Origin of the sequence: Actinacidiphila sp. DG2A-62 (assembly GCF_035825295.1) — a bacterium.
Classification (GTDB): Bacteria; Actinomycetota; Actinomycetes; order Streptomycetales; family Streptomycetaceae; genus Actinacidiphila.
On record NZ_JAYMGI010000002.1, the window covers coordinates 6,621,513 to 6,640,274 of the forward strand.

The 18,762-nt window shown below is 73.4% G+C and carries 14 protein-coding genes and 1 pseudogene; 9 read left to right on the top strand and 6 right to left on the bottom strand.

Annotation, left to right across the window (positions count from 1 at the left end; genetic code table 11):
- Nucleotides 1-77 precede the first annotated feature (77 nt).
- Together VSR01_RS29845 and VSR01_RS29850 are read right to left on the bottom strand one after the other, a co-directional pair.
- The gene (locus tag VSR01_RS29845; protein ID WP_326453894.1) at nucleotides 78-1,466 is read right to left on the bottom strand and encodes an aspartate aminotransferase family protein; all 1,389 of its coding nucleotides are present in this window, start codon (nucleotides 1,464-1,466) and stop codon (nucleotides 78-80) included.
- Nucleotides 1,451-1,930 carry an Lrp/AsnC family transcriptional regulator gene (locus tag VSR01_RS29850; RefSeq protein ID WP_326452145.1) on the bottom strand — a complete coding sequence of 160 codons (480 nt, stop codon included), beginning with the start codon at nucleotides 1,928-1,930 and terminating at the stop codon, nucleotides 1,451-1,453. Before VSR01_RS29850 ends, VSR01_RS29845 begins: the two co-directional genes overlap by 16 nt.
- A 202-nt stretch (nucleotides 1,931-2,132) precedes the next feature.
- Between VSR01_RS29850 and VSR01_RS29855 the strand changes: the two genes are divergently transcribed.
- Nucleotides 2,133-3,578 carry a gamma-aminobutyraldehyde dehydrogenase gene (locus VSR01_RS29855; RefSeq protein WP_326452146.1) on the top strand — a complete coding sequence of 482 codons (1,446 nt, stop codon included), beginning with the start codon at nucleotides 2,133-2,135 and terminating at the stop codon, nucleotides 3,576-3,578.
- A gap of 55 nt (nucleotides 3,579-3,633) precedes the next feature.
- Here VSR01_RS29855 and VSR01_RS29860 read toward each other — a convergent pair whose 3' ends face one another.
- Nucleotides 3,634-4,329, bottom strand: coding sequence for a glycerophosphodiester phosphodiesterase (locus tag VSR01_RS29860; RefSeq protein ID WP_326452147.1), 696 nt, complete (start codon nucleotides 4,327-4,329; stop codon nucleotides 3,634-3,636).
- Nucleotides 4,326-5,381, bottom strand: coding sequence for an adenosine deaminase (locus VSR01_RS29865; RefSeq protein ID WP_326452148.1), 1,056 nt, complete (start codon nucleotides 5,379-5,381; stop codon nucleotides 4,326-4,328). The genes VSR01_RS29860 and VSR01_RS29865 overlap by 4 nt, the downstream gene beginning before the upstream one ends.
- Before the next feature lie 405 nt (nucleotides 5,382-5,786).
- Between VSR01_RS29865 and VSR01_RS29870 the strand changes: the two genes are divergently transcribed.
- From VSR01_RS29870 to VSR01_RS29900, 7 genes and pseudogenes are all read left to right on the top strand, one after another.
- A complete protein-coding gene (locus VSR01_RS29870; RefSeq protein WP_326452149.1) occupies nucleotides 5,787-7,010 on the top strand; it encodes a polyamine ABC transporter substrate-binding protein in 1,224 nt (407 codons plus the stop codon).
- Nucleotides 7,011-7,060: 50 nt separating this feature from the next.
- Nucleotides 7,061-8,380 carry an ABC transporter ATP-binding protein gene (locus VSR01_RS29875; RefSeq protein ID WP_326452150.1) on the top strand — a complete coding sequence of 440 codons (1,320 nt, stop codon included), beginning with the start codon at nucleotides 7,061-7,063 and terminating at the stop codon, nucleotides 8,378-8,380.
- A gap of 97 nt (nucleotides 8,381-8,477) precedes the next feature.
- On the top strand, nucleotides 8,478-9,329 hold the full coding sequence (locus VSR01_RS29880; protein WP_442785576.1) for an ABC transporter permease: 852 nt from the start codon (nucleotides 8,478-8,480) through the stop codon (nucleotides 9,327-9,329).
- Nucleotides 9,329-10,129, top strand: a complete 801-nt coding sequence (locus VSR01_RS29885; RefSeq protein ID WP_326452151.1) for an ABC transporter permease — start codon at nucleotides 9,329-9,331, stop codon at nucleotides 10,127-10,129. Before VSR01_RS29880 ends, VSR01_RS29885 begins: the two co-directional genes overlap by 1 nt.
- Nucleotides 10,126-11,522: pseudogene (locus tag VSR01_RS29890) on the top strand (NAD(P)/FAD-dependent oxidoreductase). Before VSR01_RS29885 ends, VSR01_RS29890 begins: the two are co-directional and overlap by 4 nt.
- Before the next feature lie 138 nt (nucleotides 11,523-11,660).
- Nucleotides 11,661-12,113 carry a hypothetical protein gene (locus VSR01_RS29895; protein WP_326452152.1) on the top strand — a complete coding sequence of 151 codons (453 nt, stop codon included), beginning with the start codon at nucleotides 11,661-11,663 and terminating at the stop codon, nucleotides 12,111-12,113.
- A gap of 103 nt (nucleotides 12,114-12,216) precedes the next feature.
- On the top strand, nucleotides 12,217-13,716 hold the full coding sequence (locus VSR01_RS29900) for a CoA-acylating methylmalonate-semialdehyde dehydrogenase (RefSeq protein ID WP_326452153.1): 1,500 nt from the start codon (nucleotides 12,217-12,219) through the stop codon (nucleotides 13,714-13,716).
- On the opposite strand, the gene VSR01_RS29905 is transcribed toward VSR01_RS29900, so the two are convergent.
- Together VSR01_RS29905 and gabT are read right to left on the bottom strand one after the other, a co-directional pair.
- Nucleotides 13,675-14,409 (bottom strand): phosphatase PAP2 family protein, encoded by a 735-nt coding sequence (locus VSR01_RS29905; protein WP_326452154.1) that lies wholly within the window; start codon nucleotides 14,407-14,409, stop codon nucleotides 13,675-13,677. The genes VSR01_RS29900 and VSR01_RS29905 overlap by 42 nt on opposite strands.
- Before the next feature lie 486 nt (nucleotides 14,410-14,895).
- Nucleotides 14,896-16,227, bottom strand: a complete 1,332-nt coding sequence (gene gabT / locus VSR01_RS29910) for a 4-aminobutyrate--2-oxoglutarate transaminase (RefSeq protein WP_326452155.1) — start codon at nucleotides 16,225-16,227, stop codon at nucleotides 14,896-14,898.
- Nucleotides 16,228-16,519: 292 nt separating this feature from the next.
- Here gabT and VSR01_RS29915 point away from each other — a divergent pair, with 292 nt between their 5' ends.
- Complete coding sequence (locus VSR01_RS29915; RefSeq protein ID WP_326452156.1) at nucleotides 16,520-18,700, top strand: ATP-binding protein; 2,181 nt, start codon at nucleotides 16,520-16,522, stop codon at nucleotides 18,698-18,700.
- Nucleotides 18,701-18,762 lie beyond the last annotated feature (62 nt).

Here is an 18,762-nt window from a genome sequence, read left to right on the forward strand (position 1 = left end):
ACGAAGTACGCCGCGGGGCTCAGCGGCGCCGCTGGGCCCCGCGCTCCCCCGCCGCCGGGCCGCCGCCCGTCGCCGGGTCAGAGCTTGGACCACGCGTCGGTCAGGACGCCCCGCAGGATCGACTCGATCTCGTCGAAGAGCGCCTGGTCGGCGATCAGCGGGGGCGCCAGCTGCACCACCGGGTCGCCGCGGTCGTCGGCGCGGCAGTACAGGCCGTTCTCGAACAGCGAACCGGACAGGAAGCCGTACAGCACCCGCTCGACCTCCTCCTCGCTGAAGGTCTCCTTGGTCGCCTTGTCCTTGACCAGCTCGATCCCGTAGAAGTAGCCGTCGCCGCGGACGTCGCCGACGATCGGCAGGTCGCGCAGCCGCTCCAGGGTGGCGCGGAAGGCCGCCTCGTTGTCCAGGACGTGCCGGTTGAGGCCCTCGCGCTCGAAGATGTCCAGGTTGGCCAGGCCCACGGCCGCCGACACCGGGTGGCCGCCGAAGGTGTAGCCGTGCAGGAAGGTCGTGGTGCCGCGGTAGAACGGCTCGGCGATCCGGTCGGAGACCACGCACGCGCCGATCGGGGAGTAGCCGGAGGTCATGCCCTTGGCGCAGGTGATCATGTCCGGCACGAAGTCGAACTTCTCGCACGCGAACATCGTGCCGAGCCGGCCGAACGCGCAGATCACCTCGTCGGAGACCAGCAGCACGCCGTACCGGTCGCAGATCTCGCGGACCCGCTGGAAGTAGCCGGGCGGCGGCGGGAAGCAGCCGCCCGCGTTCTGCACCGGCTCCAGCACCACCGCGGCGACGGTGTCCGCGCCCTCGAAGAGGATCTGCTGCTCGATCTGGTCGGCGGCCCAGCGGCCGAACGCCACCGGGTCGTCGCCGTGCAGCGGCGCCCGGTAGATGTTGGTGTTCGGCACCTTGCGGGCGCCGGGCACCAGCGGCTCGAACGGCGCCTTGAGCGCGGGCAGGCCGGTGATGGACAGCGCGCCCTGCGGGGTGCCGTGGTAGGCCACGGCCCGGGAGATCACCTTGTACTTCGTCGGGTTGCCGGTCAGCTTGTGGTACTGCTTGGCCAGCTTCCAGGCGGTCTCCACCGCCTCGCCGCCGCCGGTGGTGAAGAAGACCTTGTTCAGGTCGCCGGGAGCGTAGTGGGCCAGCCGCTCGGCCAGCTCCACCGCCTTGGGGTGGGCGTAGCCCCAGATCGGGAAGTAGGCCAGCTCCGCGGCCTGCCGCGCGGCGGTCTCGGCCAGCTCGCGGCGGCCGTGCCCGGCGTTGACCACGAACAGGCCGGACAGCCCGTCGATGTACCGCTTGCCGCGGTCGTCGTACACCGAGGCGCCCTCGCCGCGCACGATGGTCGGCACCGGGCCGGACTCGTACGAGGACATGCGGGTGAAGTGCATCCACAGGTGGTCGTACGCGCTGCGGGACAGGTCGTCGTTGGCTGCGCTCATGGCTATCGGGTTCCCCAGGTGTAGGTCTGCTTGCGGAGCTTGAGATAGACGAAACTCTCGGTCGAGCGCACGCCCGGGAGTGCGCGGATGCGCTTGTTGATCATCTCCAGCAGGTGGTCGTCGTCCTCGCAGACGATCTCCACCAGCAGGTCGAAGGAGCCCGCGGTCAGCACCACGTACTCCACCTCGTCCAGCGCGGCGAGCGCCTCGGCCACCGGGTCCGTGTCGCCCTCGACGGTGATCCCGACCATCGCCTGGCGGCGGAATCCCACCGTCAGCGGGTCGGTGACGGCGACGATCTGCATCACGCCCTGCTCCAGCAGCCGCTGCACCCGCTGGCGCACCGCGGCCTCCGACAGGCCCACCGCCTTGCCGATCGCCGCGTACGGGCGGCGCCCGTCCTCCTGGAGCTGCTCGATGATCGCTTTCGACACCGCGTCCACCTGATGAGGGGAGGCGCCGTTCCTGTCACGCGTGGCCACGGGGACCACTGTGCAGGAGAGGTCGACGGTCCCGCAAGCCCCGCACGATGAAATTCGCAGTCGAACGAAGCTGATTCCACTGAATCGGTTGTTCGGCCGGTGTGGGTGTGTCGAATACGGCAGTGCTGCGGTTAAGCTGGGAGTCATCTCAGTACGTGGACAACGATCCGACATCCGCCGGCAGCACCAGGGAGCAAGCGCCGTGACCGAACTCCGCACTCTGCGCAACTACATCGACGGAGAATTCCGCGACGCCGCGGACGGGGCCACCACCGAGGTGATCGACCCGGTGACCGGACAGGCGTACGCGACCGCCCCCCGCTCCGGGCAGGCCGACGTCGACGCGGCGATGGCGGCGGCCCGGGCCGCGTTCCCCGGCTGGCGGGACACCACGCCCGCCGAGCGGCAGAAGGCGCTGCTGCGGATCGCCGACGCCGTCGAGGCGCGCGCCGACGAACTGGTCGCGGTCGAGAGCCGCAACACCGGCAAGCCGCTCGCGCTGACCGCCAGCGAGGAGGTGCCGCCGATGGTCGACCAGATCCGCTTCTTCGCCGGCGCCGCCCGGATGCTGGAGGGCCGCTCGGCCGGCGAGTACATGGAGGGCATGACCTCGATCGTGCGGCGCGAGCCGGTCGGGGTGTGCGCGCAGGTCGCGCCGTGGAACTACCCGATGATGATGGCGGTGTGGAAGTTCGCGCCGGCCATCGCGGCCGGCAACACCGTCGTGCTCAAGCCCTCGGACACCACGCCCGACTCCACCGTGCTGCTCGCCGAGATCCTCGGCGGCATCCTGCCCAAGGGCGTGTTCAACGTGATCTGCGGCGACCGCGACACCGGCCGGATGATGGTGGAGCACCCGGTGCCCGCGATGGCCTCCATCACCGGCTCGGTCCGGGCCGGCAAGGAGGTCGCCGGGTCCGCCGCGCGGGACGTCAAGCGGGTGCACCTGGAGCTGGGCGGCAAGGCGCCGGTCGTGGTCTTCGACGACCTGGACAGCGAGGCCATCGCCAAGGCCGTCGAGGACATCGCGGTCGCCGGCTTCTTCAACGCCGGCCAGGACTGCACCGCCGCCACCCGCGTGCTGGTGCAGGAGTCGATCCGCGAGGAGTTCACCGCCGCCCTCACCAAGGCCGCGGCCGGCACCAAGACCGGGCGGCCGGACGAGGAGGACGTGCTCTACGGGCCGCTCAACAACGCCCGCCAGCTCGCCCAGGTCAGCGGCTTCATCGAGCGGCTGCCCGCGCACGCCAAGGTGGAGACCGGTGGCCACCGGGTCGGCGAGACCGGCTACTTCTACGCCCCCACCGTCGTCTCCGGGCTGCGCCAGGACGACGAGATCATCCAGCAGGAGGTCTTCGGCCCGGTCATCACCGTGCAGTCCTTCACCGACGAGGACCAGGCCGTGGAGTGGGCGAACGGCGTGGACTACGCGCTGGCGTCCTCGGTGTGGACCAAGGACCACGGCCGCGCGATGCGGATGTCCAAGAAGCTGGACTTCGGCTGCGTGTGGATCAACACCCACATCCCGCTGGTCGCCGAGATGCCGCACGGCGGCTTCAAGCAGTCCGGCTACGGCAAGGACCTGTCGGCGTACGGCTTCGAGGACTACACCCGGATCAAGCACGTGATGACCTCGCTGGACGTGTGATCGGTCCCGCGTCCCGGGCCGGGGGTTCCTCCCGGCCCGGGACGCGGCGTCCCGCTCAGGCCCGGCGGGCGATCATGCGGCGCAGCGCGCCCAGCCGGTTGGTCGTCACCGCGTCGACGCCCAGGTCCAGCAGCCGCAGCATCGAGCGCTCCCAGTCCGCCGTCCACGCCGCCACCAGCAGGTCGTGCTCGCGCGCCCAGGCGACGGTGGCCGGGTCCACGAGGCCGAACCGCAGGTTGAGCCAGCGCGGCCGCAGCTCGTCCAGCAGCCGCGGGGCCGGCCGCAGCGAGGTCTTCCAGGTCAGGGCGATCTCGGCGTCGGCGTCCAGCGCCCGGACCCGGCGCAGCGCCGCCAGCCCGCCGCAGTAGTACGCCCGCGGCCCCAGGCCCGCGGCGCGCACCGCCTCGACCGTCGGCTCCGCCTGCTCGGCGTCGGTCAGGTCCAGCAGCACCCGGGCCCGGCCGCCGTCGCGCAGCGCCGCCAGCGCCTCGGAAAGGTCGGGCACCCCGCCGCCGGTGGCCTCGGCCACCTCGTCGCGGGTCAGCGACGTGACCGCCTTCCGCACGCCCCACAGCCGCTCCAGCGTGGGATCGTGCAGCAGCACCGGCACCCCGTCCGAGGTCATCCGCACGTCGACCTCCACCACGTCCGCGCCCTTGCGCAGCGCCGAACGCAGCGACGGCAGGGTGTTCTCGCGCAGCGCGTACGGGTCGCCGCGGTGGGCGATCGCCAGCGCCCGCGCGCCGCTCACGCGTGCGCCGCGGCGTAGGCGTCGATCTCCGCCGCCAGCCGGGCCTTGCCCGCGGCGTCGAGGAAGGACACCTCCACCGCGGTCTTCGCCAGCGCCGCGACGCCCGCCCGGTCCAGCCCGAGCAGCCGCGCCGCCACCGCGTACTCGGTGTTCAGGTCGGTGCCGAACATCGGCGGGTCGTCGCTGTTGACGGTGACCGGCACGCCCGCCTCGACCATGCGGCGTATCGGGTGCTCCTCCAGCGTGGCCACCGCGCGGGTGGCGATGTTGGAGGTGGGGCAGACCTCCAGCGGGATACGGTGCTCGGCCAGGTACTCCAGCAGCCGCGGGTCCCGCACCGCGCTGGTGCCGTGCCCGATCCGCTCCGCGCCCAGTTCGAGCAGCGCGTCCCAGATCGTCTGCGGCCCGGTGGTCTCGCCCGCGTGCGGCACGCTGTGCAGGCCCTCGGCGCGGGCGCGGTCGAAGAACGGCTTGAACTGCGGCCGCGGCACCCCGATCTCCGGCCCGCCGAGGCCGAACGACACCAGCCCCTCGGGCCGCAGGTCCAGCGCCAGGTGCGCGGTCTCCTCCGCCGAGGCCAGGCCCGCCTCGCCGGGGATGTCGAAGCACCAGCGCAGCGCCACCCCCAGCTCCGACTCCGCGGCCTTGCGCGCGTCCTCTATCGCCTCCATGAACGCCTGCTCCGGGATGCCGCGCCGGGTCGAGCTGTACGGGGTCACCGTCAGCTCGGCGTAGCGGATGTTCTGCCGGGCCATGTCGCGCGCCACCTCGAAGGTGAGCAGGCGTACGTCCTCGGCGTCCCGGATCAGGTCCACCACCGACAGGTAGACCTGGATGAAGTGCGCGAAGTCGCGGAAGGTGAAGTAGTCCACGAGCGCGGCGGGGTCGGCGGGGACCGCGGAGTCCGGGTGCCGTGCGGCCAGTTCCGCGACGATCCGCGGCGAGGCGGAGCCCACGTGGTGCACGTGCAGCTCGGCCTTCGGCAGCCCGGCGACGAAGGCGTCGAGGCCGTCGCCGGACCGCGGATCGGTGGCCGGTGCGAGGTCGGGCATGCGGGGGTCCTCCCGTGGGTGTCGTTGGTGGTGCGGCGGCACAGCAGTGCGGCGGCACAGCCGTACAGCGGTGCAGCAGCCGCAGCGGTGCCGCGGCGCGGCGGGGTCGTGCCGCGGCGGCGCGGTCGTGCCTGGTGGCGCGCGGTGCGGCGGGGTCGTGCCGCGTGCCCTGCGGCGGTGCCGCTCATCGTAGTGCGGCGGCGCCGGCCGGCCGCGGCCCGACCTGCTCCGCCTGTGGAAAACCTCCCCGGCGACGCCCTCGGCCCGACCGGCGGAAATGCAGATTTCGTCGCGTAACCAAAAGGCAACAACGGAATCCCTTGTTGCCGCGCTGCTGCTCTGCCAGGATCGGCCACCGATCCGGACTTCGGCCACGCACCCCGGGTGCGCGCGAGGAGGCACAGGATGCAGACGATGCCACCGGCGCTGCGGGCAGCCGCCGCGCGCAGCATGACCACCGGACGCGGCGCCCTGGGCCGCCGCACCCTGCTGCGCGCCGCCGGCCTCGGCGCCGTCGCGGCGGCCGGGCTGACCGGCTGCGGCATCCCGGCGGCCGGCCGCACCGGCGACACGGCCGCCTCCACCGATCACTCCGCGCAGGAGAAGGTCGTCGACTTCTCCAACTGGGACGAGTACATCGACGTCACCGACGACGGCAAGCACCGCCCCACCCTGGAGGAGTTCACCCGGCGCACCGGCATCAAGGTCGCGTACACCGAGGACATCAACGACAACGTCGAGTTCTTCGGCAAGATCAAGCCGCAGCTCGCGGCCGGCCAGGACACCGGCCGCGACCTGATGGTGCTCACCGACTGGCTGGCCGGGCGGATGATCCGGCTCGGCTGGGTGCAGGAACTCGACCCGGCCCACCTGCCGCACGCCTACGCCAACCTCGAACAGCGCTTTCGCAGCCCGCAGTGGGACCCCGGACGCGCCTACTCCTACCCGTGGACCGGCATACCGACCTGCATCGCGTACAACAAGAAGGTCACCAAGGGCCGCGCGGTCACCTCGATCTCGCAGCTGCTGGACGACCCCGCGCTCAAGGGCAAGGCGGCGATGCTCTCGGAGATGCGCGACACCGTCGGGATGACGCTGCTCGACATGGGCAAGCGGCCGGAGACCGTCGACGACGACTCCTACGACGCGGCGCTGGCGCGCATCCAGGGCGCGGTGGACCGCGGGCAGATCCGCAAGTTCACCGGCGGGGAGTACACCGACGGACTGAGCAAGGGCGACATCGCCGCCTGCGTCGCCTGGGCCGGCGACCTGGTCCAACTGCGGCTGGACGACCCCGACATCGCCTACGCCTTCCCCGAGGCCGGCCACATGATCTCCACCGACAACCTGCTCGTCCCGGACAAGGCGCGGCACAAGACCAACGCCGAGAAGCTGATCGACTACTACTACCAGCCGCCGGTCGCCGCCAAGCTCGCCGCGTACATCACCTACGTCTCCCCGGTGCGGGGCGTCCGCGAGGAGCTGGCGAAGATCGACCCGTCGCTCGCCGACAATCCGCTGATCATCCCGGACGCCGCGATGGACGCGACGTCCCACGAGTTCCGCTCGCTCAGCGACGAGGAGGACGCCCGGTACGAGGAGAAGTTCTCCAAGCTCATCGGCGCGTGAGCGCTGCCGTCCCCAGCCCCCGACGAGGTCACGCCCATGAGGACTCGCCCATGACCACCTCCCGCACCGCCGCGGACGGCGCCGGCGCCACCGACGGCGGTGGCGCCGCCGACGAGACCGGCGCCACCGACGAGACCGGCGCCACCGACGAGACCGGCGCCACCGACGGCACCCGTGCCGCGCCCCCGGGCGACGCCGTCCGGCTGACCGGGATCAGCAAGAGCTACGGCTCCTTCACCGCCGTCCACCCGCTCGACCTGGCCGTGCCCGCGGGCTCGTTCTTCGCGCTGCTGGGCGCCTCCGGCTGCGGCAAGACCACCACCCTGCGGATGATCGCCGGCCTGGAGGCCCCCAGCACCGGCGCCGTCCACCTCGGCGGGCGCGACGTGACCGCCCTGCCCCCGTACAAGCGCCCGGTCAACACGGTCTTCCAGAACTACGCGCTCTTCCCGCACCTGGACGTCTACGAGAACGTCGCCTTCGGGCTGCGCCGGCGCGGCATCAGGTCGGTGAGGAAGCAGGTCGGGGAGATGCTCGACCTGGTGCAGCTCGGACCGCTGGCCCGGCGCCGCCCGCACCAGCTGTCCGGCGGCCAGCAGCAGCGCGTCGCCGTCGCCAGGGCGCTGATCAACCGGCCCGAGGTGCTGCTGCTCGACGAGCCGCTCGGCGCGCTCGACCTGAAGCTGCGCCGCCAGATGCAGCTGGAGCTCAAGCGCATCCAGACCGAGGTCGGCATCACCTTCGTGCACGTCACCCACGACCAGGAGGAGGCCATGACGATGGCCGACACCATCGCGGTGATGAACGCCGGCCGGGTCGAGCAACTGGGCGCGCCCGCCAATCTCTACGAGAACCCCGAGTCGACCTTCGTCGCCAACTTCCTCGGCACCTCCAACCTCATCACCGCCCAGGTCACCGGCGTCCGCGACGGCACGGTCACGCTCGGCGCGGGCGGGCTGACACTGCGGCTGCCCGCAGCCCGCTGCCCCGGCGGCGCGGCCACCGCGGGCAGCCGGATGCTCGCCGGGGTCCGGCCGGAGAAGATCGCCCTCGCGCACCGCGACGACGAGGCGGAGATCCCGGCCGGCCGCAACCGCGTCCCCGGCACCGTGGTCGACTCCAGCTTCACCGGCGTGTCCACGCAGGTCCTGGTCGACAGCCCGGTCGGCGCGGGCCTGGAGGTCTACGTGCCCAACGTCGACCGCGACACCCGGCTGGTCCCCGGCGCGCCGGTCGTCCTGCACTGGAACCCCGCGCACACCTTCGGCCTTGACGCCGACCAGGACATCGACGCCGGGCAGATCCTCGACGACGGCCAGATCCTCGACGCCGACCGGGCCGTCGACGCGGGCGCGGAGCCGGCCGGATGAGCGCCGCCGCCCCGCCCGTCGCCGGGACGCCGCCGGCCGCGCCCGAGCCGGCCCCGCCCCGCCGGACGCGCTGCGCCGGGCCGCCCGCCGCCGCCGGATGACGCCCTACCTGCTGCTGCTGGCCGGCGTGGTGTGGCTGCTGGTCTTCTTCGTCGCGCCGATGGTCTACCAGGCGTCGACCTCGGTGCAGACCGGCTCGCTGGACACCGGCTTCACGGTGACCTGGCACTTCCGCACCTACTGGGACGCGCTGGACGCGTACTGGCCGCAGTTCGTGAAGTCGCTGGTCTACTCCGCCTCCGCGACCGTGCTGTGCCTGGTCGTCGGCTACCCGCTCGCGTACACCATCGCCTTCCGCGCCGGACGCTGGCGCAACGTGGTGCTGATGCTGGTGATCGCGCCGTTCTTCACCAGCTTCCTGATCCGCACCCTGGCCTGGGAGACGATCCTCGCCGACCAGGGGCCGGTGGTGCGGCTGCTGAGCGACGCGCACGTCCTGGACGCCACCTCGTGGCTCGGCCTGACCTCCGGCGACCGGCTGATGGCCACGCCGCTGGCCGTGGTGTGCGGGCTGACCTACAACTTCCTGCCGTTCATGATCCTGCCGCTGTACACGTCGCTGGAACGCGTGGACGCCCGGCTGCACGAGGCGGCCGGCGACCTGTACGCCACGCCGTTCACCACCTTCCGCAAGGTCACCTTCCCGCTGTCCATGCCCGGCGTGGTGGCCGGCACCCTGCTCACCTTCATCCCCGCCTCCGGCGACTACATCAACGCCGAGTTGCTGGGCTCCACCCAGCAGAAGATGATCGGCAACGTCATCCAGTCGCAGTTCCTGCGGGTGCTGGACTACCCGACGGCCGCCGCCCTGTCCTTCATCCTGATGGCGGTCATCCTCGCGATCGTCACCCTCTACGTCCGCCGGGCGGGAACGGAGGACCTGGTCTGATGCGCGCGACCCGCTGGCTGCGCCGCCACCTCGTGGTGATCTGCGGCGTGGCGACCCTGGTCTATCTGATCGTCCCCAACCTGGTCGTGCTGCTGTTCTCCTTCAACAAGCCCAACGGCCGCTACAACTACACCTGGACCCGCTTCTCCACCGACGCCTGGCAGCACCCGTGCGGCGTCGCCGGCCTGTGCGGCTCGCTCACCACCAGCCTGAAGATCGCCGTCTACGCGACGATCGCCGCGACCGCGCTGGGCACCCTCACCGCCTTCGCGCTGGCCCGCTACCGCTTCCGCGGACGCGCCGCCACCAACATGCTGATCTTCCTGCCGATGGCGATGCCCGAGGTCGTCATGGGCGCCTCGCTCGGCACGCTGTTCCTCAACATGCGCATCCGGTTCGGCTTCTGGACCATCCTCATCGCGCACATCATGTTCTGCCTGAGCTTCGTGGTCACCGCCGTCAAGGCCCGCGTGATGAGCATGGACCCGCGGCTGGAGCAGGCCGCGCAGGACCTGTACGCCACCCCGGCGCAGACCTTCCTGCGGATCACCCTGCCGCTGGCCGCGCCCGGCATCGCGGCCGGCGCCCTGCTGTCCTTCGCGCTGTCCTTCGACGACTACATCATCACCAGCTTCAACGCCGGCAACACCGTCACCTTCCCGATGTTCGTCTGGGGCTCGGCGCAGCGCGGCACCCCGGTCCAGGTCAACGTGATCGGCACGGCGATGTTCCTGGTCGCCGTGGTGCTCGTGCTCGCGGCGCAGCTGATCGGGGGCCGCAGGAAGGCACGCGCGCGGTGACCGACCCGGTCCGCGGCCTGGCGGCGGCCGAACCCACCCCGTACTGGCTGGACGACCCGGCCCGGCCGCCGGCCCGGCCCGCCCTGGTCTGCGCCGAGACCTGCGACCTGCTGGTGGTCGGCGGCGGCTACAGCGGGCTGTGGACCGCGCTGCTGGCCAAGGAGCGCGACCCCGGCCAGGACGTGGTGCTGGTCGAGGCCGACCGGATCGGCTGGGCCGCCTCCGGCCGCAACGGCGGCTTCTGCGCCGCCAGCCTCACCCACGGCCCGCTCAACGGACTCGACCGCTGGCCGGCCGAGTTCGACCGGCTCCAGGAACTGGGCCTGCGCAACCTCGACGCGATCGGGGAGGCCGTCGCCCGCCACGGCATCGACTGCGACTTCGAGCGCACCGGCGAGATCACCGTCGCCACCGCCCCCTACCAGTGGGACGAACTGCGCGCCGCGCACGCCCTGCTGGCCCGGGCCGGCCACCGCCTGGAGCTGCTGGACCGCGACGCGGTGCGCGCCGCCGCGAACTCGCCGACCTTCCACGGCGGCCTGCACGATCCGCACGGCGTCGCCATGGTGCACCCGGCCAGGCTCGCCTGGGGCCTGGCGCGCGCCGCCGCCGGGCCGGCGTGCGGATCTACGAGCGCACCCCGGCCGCCGCGCCGACCAGGACCGGTGCCGCGCTCGCCGTCCGCACCCCGTACGGCAGGGTGCTGGCCCACCGCGTCGCGCTCGGCACCGGCGCCTTCCCGTCGCCGGTGCGGCGCCTGCGCCCGTACACCGTGCCGGTCTACGACTACGCTCTGGCGACCGAGCCGCTGACCGCCGAGCAGCGCGCGGCGATCGGCTGGCGGGGCCGCCAGGGGCTCAGCGACAGCGCGAACCGCTTCCACTACTTCCGGCTCACCGCCGACGACCGCATCCTGTGGGGCGGCTACGACGCGGTCCACCCGCGCGGCGGGCGGATCAGCGCCGCCCTCGACCACCGGCCGCAGACCTACGCGCGGCTGGCCCGGCACTTCTTCACCTGCTTCCCGCAGCTGGAGGGGCTGCGCTTCAGCCACGCCTGGGGCGGGGTGATCGACACCTGCACGCGCTTCTCGCCGTTCTTCGGCACCGCCTGCAGCAGCAGGCTCGCCTACGCCGCCGGGTACACCGGGCTGGGCGTCGGCGCGACCCGCTTCGGCGCGGAGGTGATGCTCGACCTGCTCGCGGGCGCGGACACCGAGCGGACTCGGCTGGAGATGGTCAGGAAGAAGCCGCTGCCGTTCCCGCCCGAGCCCCTCGCCTCCCTCGGCATCGGCCTGACCCAGTGGTCGCTGGCCCGCGCCGACGCCCGGCAGGGGCGGCGGAACCTGTGGCTGCGGGCGTTGGACAAGGCGGGCCTGGGCTTCGACAGTTAGACCGGGGCCCCGGCGCGGTGTGACGCGCATCACTACCGATCGGTAGCGGGAACCCGCGTAATGGAAGGCTTCCACCCCTGTCTCCTCCGTGACGACGAACGCCACGAGCAGGACACGAGCGGGAACGGAGGAGCCGGCATGAGCGGTGGAGCCGGTGCGAGGAGTGCGGTGGACTGGCTGGTCTCGGTGGCGCCCGACCCCGAGGGCTGCCGGTTCGAATGGGAGCGCAACCCCCTGGGGGTGACGCTGCTGCCCGCGGGCAGGCAGTGGGACGTCCTGATCATCGGAGCCCGGCTGGGGTACCCCGCGCTCGACGTCCTGGGCCGGATGGCGGAGCGGCCCGGACCGGTGCTCGCGGACTTCGAGGACGCGCGGATGGGCTACTTCGTGCCGCCGGGCACCGCGGCGCGCTGGCTGGGCACCGGCGTCCGCGCGGCCGGCGCCGGCACCTGGATCCTGGTGCCGTACCCGGGCCGGGCGACCGGCAAGGTCCGCTGGCTGGTGCCCCCGGACGGCACCGGCCGGCTCAACGACCCGGTCGCCCTCGAACTCGCCCTGCACGAGGCGGCCGCGCAGATCGCCGGCGGCTGAGCACGAGGCGGCCGGTCGCGGTGCTTGTCCGCGGGCGCGGCCGGTGGGGAGACTGGCGGTACCGGCGCGTTCGCGGCGGGACCACGACGGAAGGGGCGCAGCGGTGACGAGCGACCACATCACCCACTGGATCGCGGGCCGGCCCTGGCACGGCGTCGCCGCGCGGCGCGGCGACGTGTACGACCCGGCGACCGGCGCGGTCGCCCGGCAGGTCGACCTGGCCGACGCCGAGGTCGTCGACCGGGCGGTGGCCGCGGCGCTGGAGGCGTTCCGGCAGTGGCGGCACACCTCGGTGGCCCGGCGCACCTCGGTGCTCTTCGCCTTCCGCGAGCTGCTCAACGCCCGCCGCGAGGAACTGGCCGCGCTGATCGTCTCCGAGCACGGCAAGGTGCACTCCGACGCGCTCGGCGAGGTCGCCCGCGGCCTGGAGGTGGTGGAGTACGCCTGCGGCATCCCGCAGCTGTCCCGCGGCTCCTTCACCGAGCAGGCGTCCACCGGCGTCGACGTCTACTCGGTGCGGCAGCCGCTCGGCCCGGTCGCGATCATCTCGCCGTTCAACTTCCCGGCCATGGTGCCGATGTGGTTCTTCCCGATCGCCATCGCGGCCGGCAACACCGTGGTCGTCAAGCCGTCGGAGAAGGACCCGTCGGCCGCGAACCTGCTGGCCCGGCTCTGGCAGGAGGCGGGGCTGCCGGACGGCGTGTTCAACGTCGTGCACGGCGACAAGCCGGCCGTCGACCGACTGCTGGAGCACCCGGACGTCAAGGCGGTGTCCTTCGTCGGCTCCACCCCGGTCGCCCGGCACGTCTACGAGACCGGCACCCGGCACGGCAAGCGCGTCCAGGCGCTCGGCGGCGCCAAGAACCACATGCTGGTGCTGCCCGACGCCGACCTGGACCTGGCCGCGGACGCCGCGGTCAACGCCGGCTACGGCGCGGCGGGGGAGCGGTGCATGGCGGTCTCGGTGCTGGTCGCCGTCGACCCGGTGGGCGACGAGCTGGTGGAGCGGATCACCCGGCGCATCGCCGAGCTGAAGGTGGGCCCCGGCAGCGCCCCCGGCTCCCAGATGGGCCCGCTGGTCACCGGCGCGCACCGGGACAAGGTCGCCTCCTACCTGGACGCGGGCACGGCCGAGGGCGCCGCCCTGGCGGTCGACGGCCGCGCCCACGCCGTCGAGGGCGAGCCCGGCGGCTTCTGGCTCGGCCCGACCCTCTTCGACCACGTCAAGCCCGGCATGTCGGTCTACGAGGACGAGATCTTCGGCCCGGTGCTGTCGGTGGTCCGGGTCGGCTCCTACGACGAGGGGCTCGCGCTGATCAACGCCAACCCGTACGGCAACGGCACCGCGCTGTTCACCAACGACGGCGGCGCGGCCCGGCGGTTCCAGCACGAGGTCGAGGTCGGCATGGTCGGCATCAACGTGCCGATCCCGGTCCCGGTGGCGTACTACTCCTTCGGAGGCTGGAAGAACAGCCTGTTCGGCGACGCGCACGCCTACGGCGAGGACGGGGTGCGGTTCTTCACCCGCGGCAAGGCGGTCACCCAGCGCTGGCTGGACCCCTCACACGGGGGGATCAACCTCGGCTTCCCCACCAACTCCTGAGCCCGGCGCGGACTCCTGTGCGGGCCCGTCCGCGGACCCGTCCGCGGGCCCTGGCCCGGAGTCCGGCGGGGAGCCCGGCGCGGGCCCCTGCGCGGCGGTGGCGGCCCTGGCCGCCACCGCGCGGGCCGCCGCCACGCCCGACAGCAGGGTCAGCGTCAGCGACCAGCTGGCCAGCACGTCCAGCGGCCAGTGGTAGTCGCACCACACCAGCGCCAGACCGATGGCGAGCAGCAGCAGCGGCGTGCCCGCCCGTACCGCCCAGCGCGCCGGGCCGTGCGCCAGCCACGGCAGCACCAGCAGCGCCGCGGCCCCGAAGGCCACCGCCGAGGTCGCGGTGTGGCCGGAGGGGAACCAGCCGTAGCCGCTCGGGTCCGGCACCGTGCCGCCGGGCGGGGGCCGGTGCACGGCGTCCTTGACCACGGTCACCACCAGCGGCACCGCGGCCATCGCCAGCGCCGCCGCGGCCGGCGGCAGCCACCAGCGCGGCAGCCCCGCGGCGCGCCCGGCCCAGCCCGTGCCCACCACCGCGGCCAGCAGCACCGGCACGGCGACCTGGACGTTGCCCAGCTTGCACAGGTAGTGCGCGGTGGTGTCCAGCCCCGGGTGCGCCGCCGCCTCGCGGAGGAACCAGCGCAGCACCCGCCCGTCCCGCGCGACCAGCGCGCCGCCCGCGGACACCTGCCAGGTGAGCACCGCGAACAGCGCGACGCCGAACCCGGCGGCCAGCGCCAGCAGGGTCAGGGCATGCGCGAGGAGGAAGGAGGACGCCCGCAGCAGGAGCGTCCGCGGGAAAAGCAGTCGCCCCGGAACAGGGGGGAGAGTTCCGGGGCGACCAAGGCGATCGCCGGTCCGCCCGCCCCGGGGGTGTGGGACGAACGGCCGACCGATCGGCGTGTGCCGGGGCCAGAGGACCCGGCGGTGTCGTGCGCGAGGGCACTGCCGTGCCGGTGATGGGGATTCACCGGCGCGTTGTCACGTGTGGCCTTCTGGGGAGTCCGCCACACGCGGGGTGTTTCACGGAAACCGTACGTCACGCGAGCCCCGGAAAACGGCCTGCTCACCCGTCCGCCATCAGGCCCGCACACCTTCTTCACGACCCCGGACCCCCCTTTCGCGCGCACCCGCACGCCGTGACGAAACGCCAGGTCGGCCGCCCCGCCGCTGCCGCGGGCACGGGCGTCAGACGCCGGCGAAGGCGTCCTCGATGATGTCGAGGCCCTCGTTCAACAGATCCTCGCCGATGACCAGGGGCGGCAGGAAGCGCAACACGTTGCCGTACGTGCCGCAGGTGAGCACCACCAGGCCGGCCGCGTGGCACGCCTTGGCCACCTTGGCGGTCAGCGCGGCGTCCGGGTTCTTCGTGCCCGGCTCCACCAGCTCGATCGCGATCATCGCGCCGCGCCCGCGGACCTCGCCGATCGCGGCGTGCTTGTCCTGCAGCGCGCGCAGCCGCGGGGTCATGATCTCACCGATCCGCCGCGCCCTGGCCGGCAGGTCGAGCTCCTTCATCGTCTCGATGGCGCCGAGCGCCGCCGCGCAGGCCACCGGGTTGCCGCCGTAGGTGCCGCCCAGGCCGCCGGCGTGCGCGGCGTCCATGATCTCCGCGCGGCCGGTCACCGCGGCCAGCGGCAGCCCACCGGCGATGCCCTTGGCGGTGGTGATCAGGTCGGGCACGATGCCCTCGTCCTCGCACGCGAACCACTGGCCGGTGCGGCAGAAGCCGGTCTGGATCTCGTCGGCGACGAACACGATCCCGTTGTTCTTCGCGAACTGCGCGATCCGCGGCAGGAAGCCCTTGGCCGGCTCGATGAAGCCGCCCTCGCCGGCGATCGGCTCGATCACGATCGCCGCGACGTGCTCCGCGCCGATCTGCTTGTTGATCATGTCGATGGCCTGCGCGGCGGCCTCCTCCGCGGCGTGCTCGGGCCCGGTCAGCCACCGGTAGCCGTACGCCAGCGGCACCCGGTACACCTCCGGAGCGAACGGCCCGAAGCCCTCCTTGTACGGCATGTTCTTCGCGGTCAGCGCCATCGTGAGATTGGTGCGGCCGTGGTAGCCGTGGTCGAAGACCACCACGGCGGTGCGCTTGGTGTACGCGCGGGCGATCTTCACCGCGTTCTCCACCGCCTCCGCGCCGGAGTTGAACAGCGCGGACTTCTTCGGGTGGTCGCCCGGGGTCAGCTCGGCCAGCCGCTCGGCGACCTCCACGTAGCCCTCGTACGGGGTGATCATGAAACAGGTGTGGGTGAAGTCGGCGAGCTGGGCGGAGGCGCGGCGGACCACGGCCTCGGCGCTGTTGCCGACCGAGGTGACGGCGATGCCGGAGCCGAAGTCGATCAGGCGGTTGCCGTCGACGTCCTCGACGATGCCGCCGCCCGCACGGGTGACGAACACCGGCAGGGTGACGCCCACGCCGTCCGCGACCGCGGCGGACTTGCGGGCCAGCAGCTCCTTGGACCTCGGCCCCGGCACGGCCGTGACGAGCTTGCGTTCCTGCGGCACTTCGGTCATGGCGGACGATCTCCCTCACATCTGTCACCGTCGTCTCCCCGCAGGCTAGGCCGCGCCGGGGCGCCCCGCACACGCCACGGGGTCGCACTCGCGCGGCCCACCACTCCGCGGCGTCCAGTGCGCACACCCCCGCCGGGCCCCCGCGGGCGCCGCCGCGGAGCCCGCCGCGTCCCGCCGCGACTCCGGCGGGGGCGCCGCGACCGCCGTTCACCCCAAGATCCTTTTGCGCCGGTAGCCGCTCGACTACATTGAGCGCATCGTCGGAGACGAGGGGCGAGGGGCGAGCTGTCCAATGGATGCCAGGGACCACGAAGGCACGCACGGCTACGAGCCCGGCCGTCCGCGTACCCCGCCGTCCCCGTCGGTGCCGCCGCCGCACCACGCACCGCCGTCCGCCGTGCCGCCGCCGCTGCCTCCCACCCGGCCCGCGCCCGTGCCGCGCCCCGCGGTCCCGCCGCCGCCCGTGAAGGCCCCGCCGGCGTCCGCGCTCGAAGTGTGGCTGCGCACCCCGCGCGAGCACGACGCGCCGGGCATCTACGCCTTCGGCCACGTCCCCCGGACCGCGCCCGACCCGGACCGGCTGCCCGCCAGGAGGCTGCTGGGCGGCGCCGTGCTGGCACTCCTGGTCGGGTTGTTCGTCTGGTCGCTGTTCCGCAACTACTTCGACTTCTGGATCTGGCCGGTCATATGGTTCACCCCCGACCACTGGCGCAGCGGCGCGGGCGGGGACACCAACGCCTTCAACATCGCCACCCGCACCTGGGCGACGCTGTGCACCGTGCTGCTGGCCCTGGTCTTCGCGCGCTTCGGCAACTGGGCGGAGGTGTGGCGCCGGTGGGCCCGCCCGGCGCTGCGAAAGCTCTGGGACGGACCCGAGCCCGGCGCCGCCCCCGAGGACCGGCCCGACCCGGTCCAGTGGCCGGAACTGCGCGAGGCCCGGCAGGACGCGCTGGCCGACCGGCTGGCCACCGAGGTCCGCACCGGGCGGATGAACGACGTCGACTACGCCCGGATCAAGCGCGCCTGGTCCGTGGTCCAGGCCCAGCCGGGACGTCTCGACGCCTTCGCCGACGCCGTGCTGCGGCACGGCGCCGAGGCGTGCGCCCACCCCTCGGGCGCGCGGGACCTGCCGCACCGCGGCGCGCGGCACGACCTCTTCGCCGGCCAGGTGCGAATCGGCCGCGGCGCCGACGACGACCGGAACCCGTACCAGCACCGGGGCTCCGGCATCGGCCTGGACGCCACGCTGCTGGGTACCGGGCTGCTCGTGGTCGGACCGCCAGGATCGGGCAAGACCCGGCATGTGGTGCGCCCGGTGGTGGAGTCGCTGTGCCTCCAGGCACTCGCCGGTCAGGCGGCGGTGGTGGCGGTCGGCGCCGGCGGCGCCGACCTCGGCCCGGCCGGGAGCTTCGACGTGGTCATCTCGCTGGCCGACCCGGCCTCCCGCTACGACCTCGACCTCTACGGCGGCGGCACCGACCCGGACGCCGCCGCCGGGGCGCTCGCCGAGGCGCTCCTCGACCCGGACACCGGGGAGGAGGGCGACCAGCGCCGCGCCGCCACCGCGCTCAGCCAACTCCTCGGCCCCTTCGCCGCCGCGCACCGCCGCTTCCCCTCGGTCACCGAACTGCGGGAACTCCTGGACGGGGTGCCGCACGCCCACGCCGCGCTGCGCGACGCGCTGGACGCCGCCGGGGCCATGGCCATGGCCCGGGAGCTGGAGGCCCGGATGCGGCAGGCGGGCCTGCCCGGCCACATCGGACCCCGGCTGGCGGACCGGGTCGCGCTGCTCGACCGGCCCGCGTTCGCCGGGTTCTTCGACGTGACGGGCCACTCCCGGCCGTTCTCGATGTACGCGCTGGAGCACCCGCTGCGGGTCCGCATCGACCTGCCGGAGCGCGGCCACGCCGAGGCGTCGCGCATCCTCGCCCGGCTGGTCGTCGCCCAGTTCACCGCGGCCGTCACCGCCCGCCGCGACCGGTCCCTGTTCGCCTGCCTGGTGATGGACGACGCCGCGCACACGATCACCGCCGACGCGGTGCGGGGACTGTCCCGGCTGCGATCCGCCAACGCGGGCGCGCTGCTGGCCCTGCGGACCCTGGACGACGCTCCCGAGCACCTGCGCACCGCGCTGCTCGGCGCCGTCGGCTGCCGGATGGCGCTGGCGGGGATCACCACGTGGGACGGCCGGCGGTTCGCCGAGGCGTGGGGCACGACCTGGGTCGAGACCCGCGACGTGACGCGGACGCCCGACCAGTCCGGCGGCGTGCTGCGCCGCGCCGGCCGCGGAGTGCGCAAACTCTTCACGGGCGAGGCGGTGACCACCGAGTCGGTCACGGTGCGGAAGGTCGAGCGGGAGCGGTGGTCCGCTTCGGATCTCGCGCACGGGGTGCCGGCGGGGCACGCGGTGCTGTCGCTCACCACGACCGGCGGCGAGCACGCGCCGCCGATCCTGCTGGACCTGCGGGCGTGAGCGGCGCGGCGGCCGGGGCCGCGGGTACGAGGGGGGCCCGGGGCGGGGGCCAGGCGGTGGCC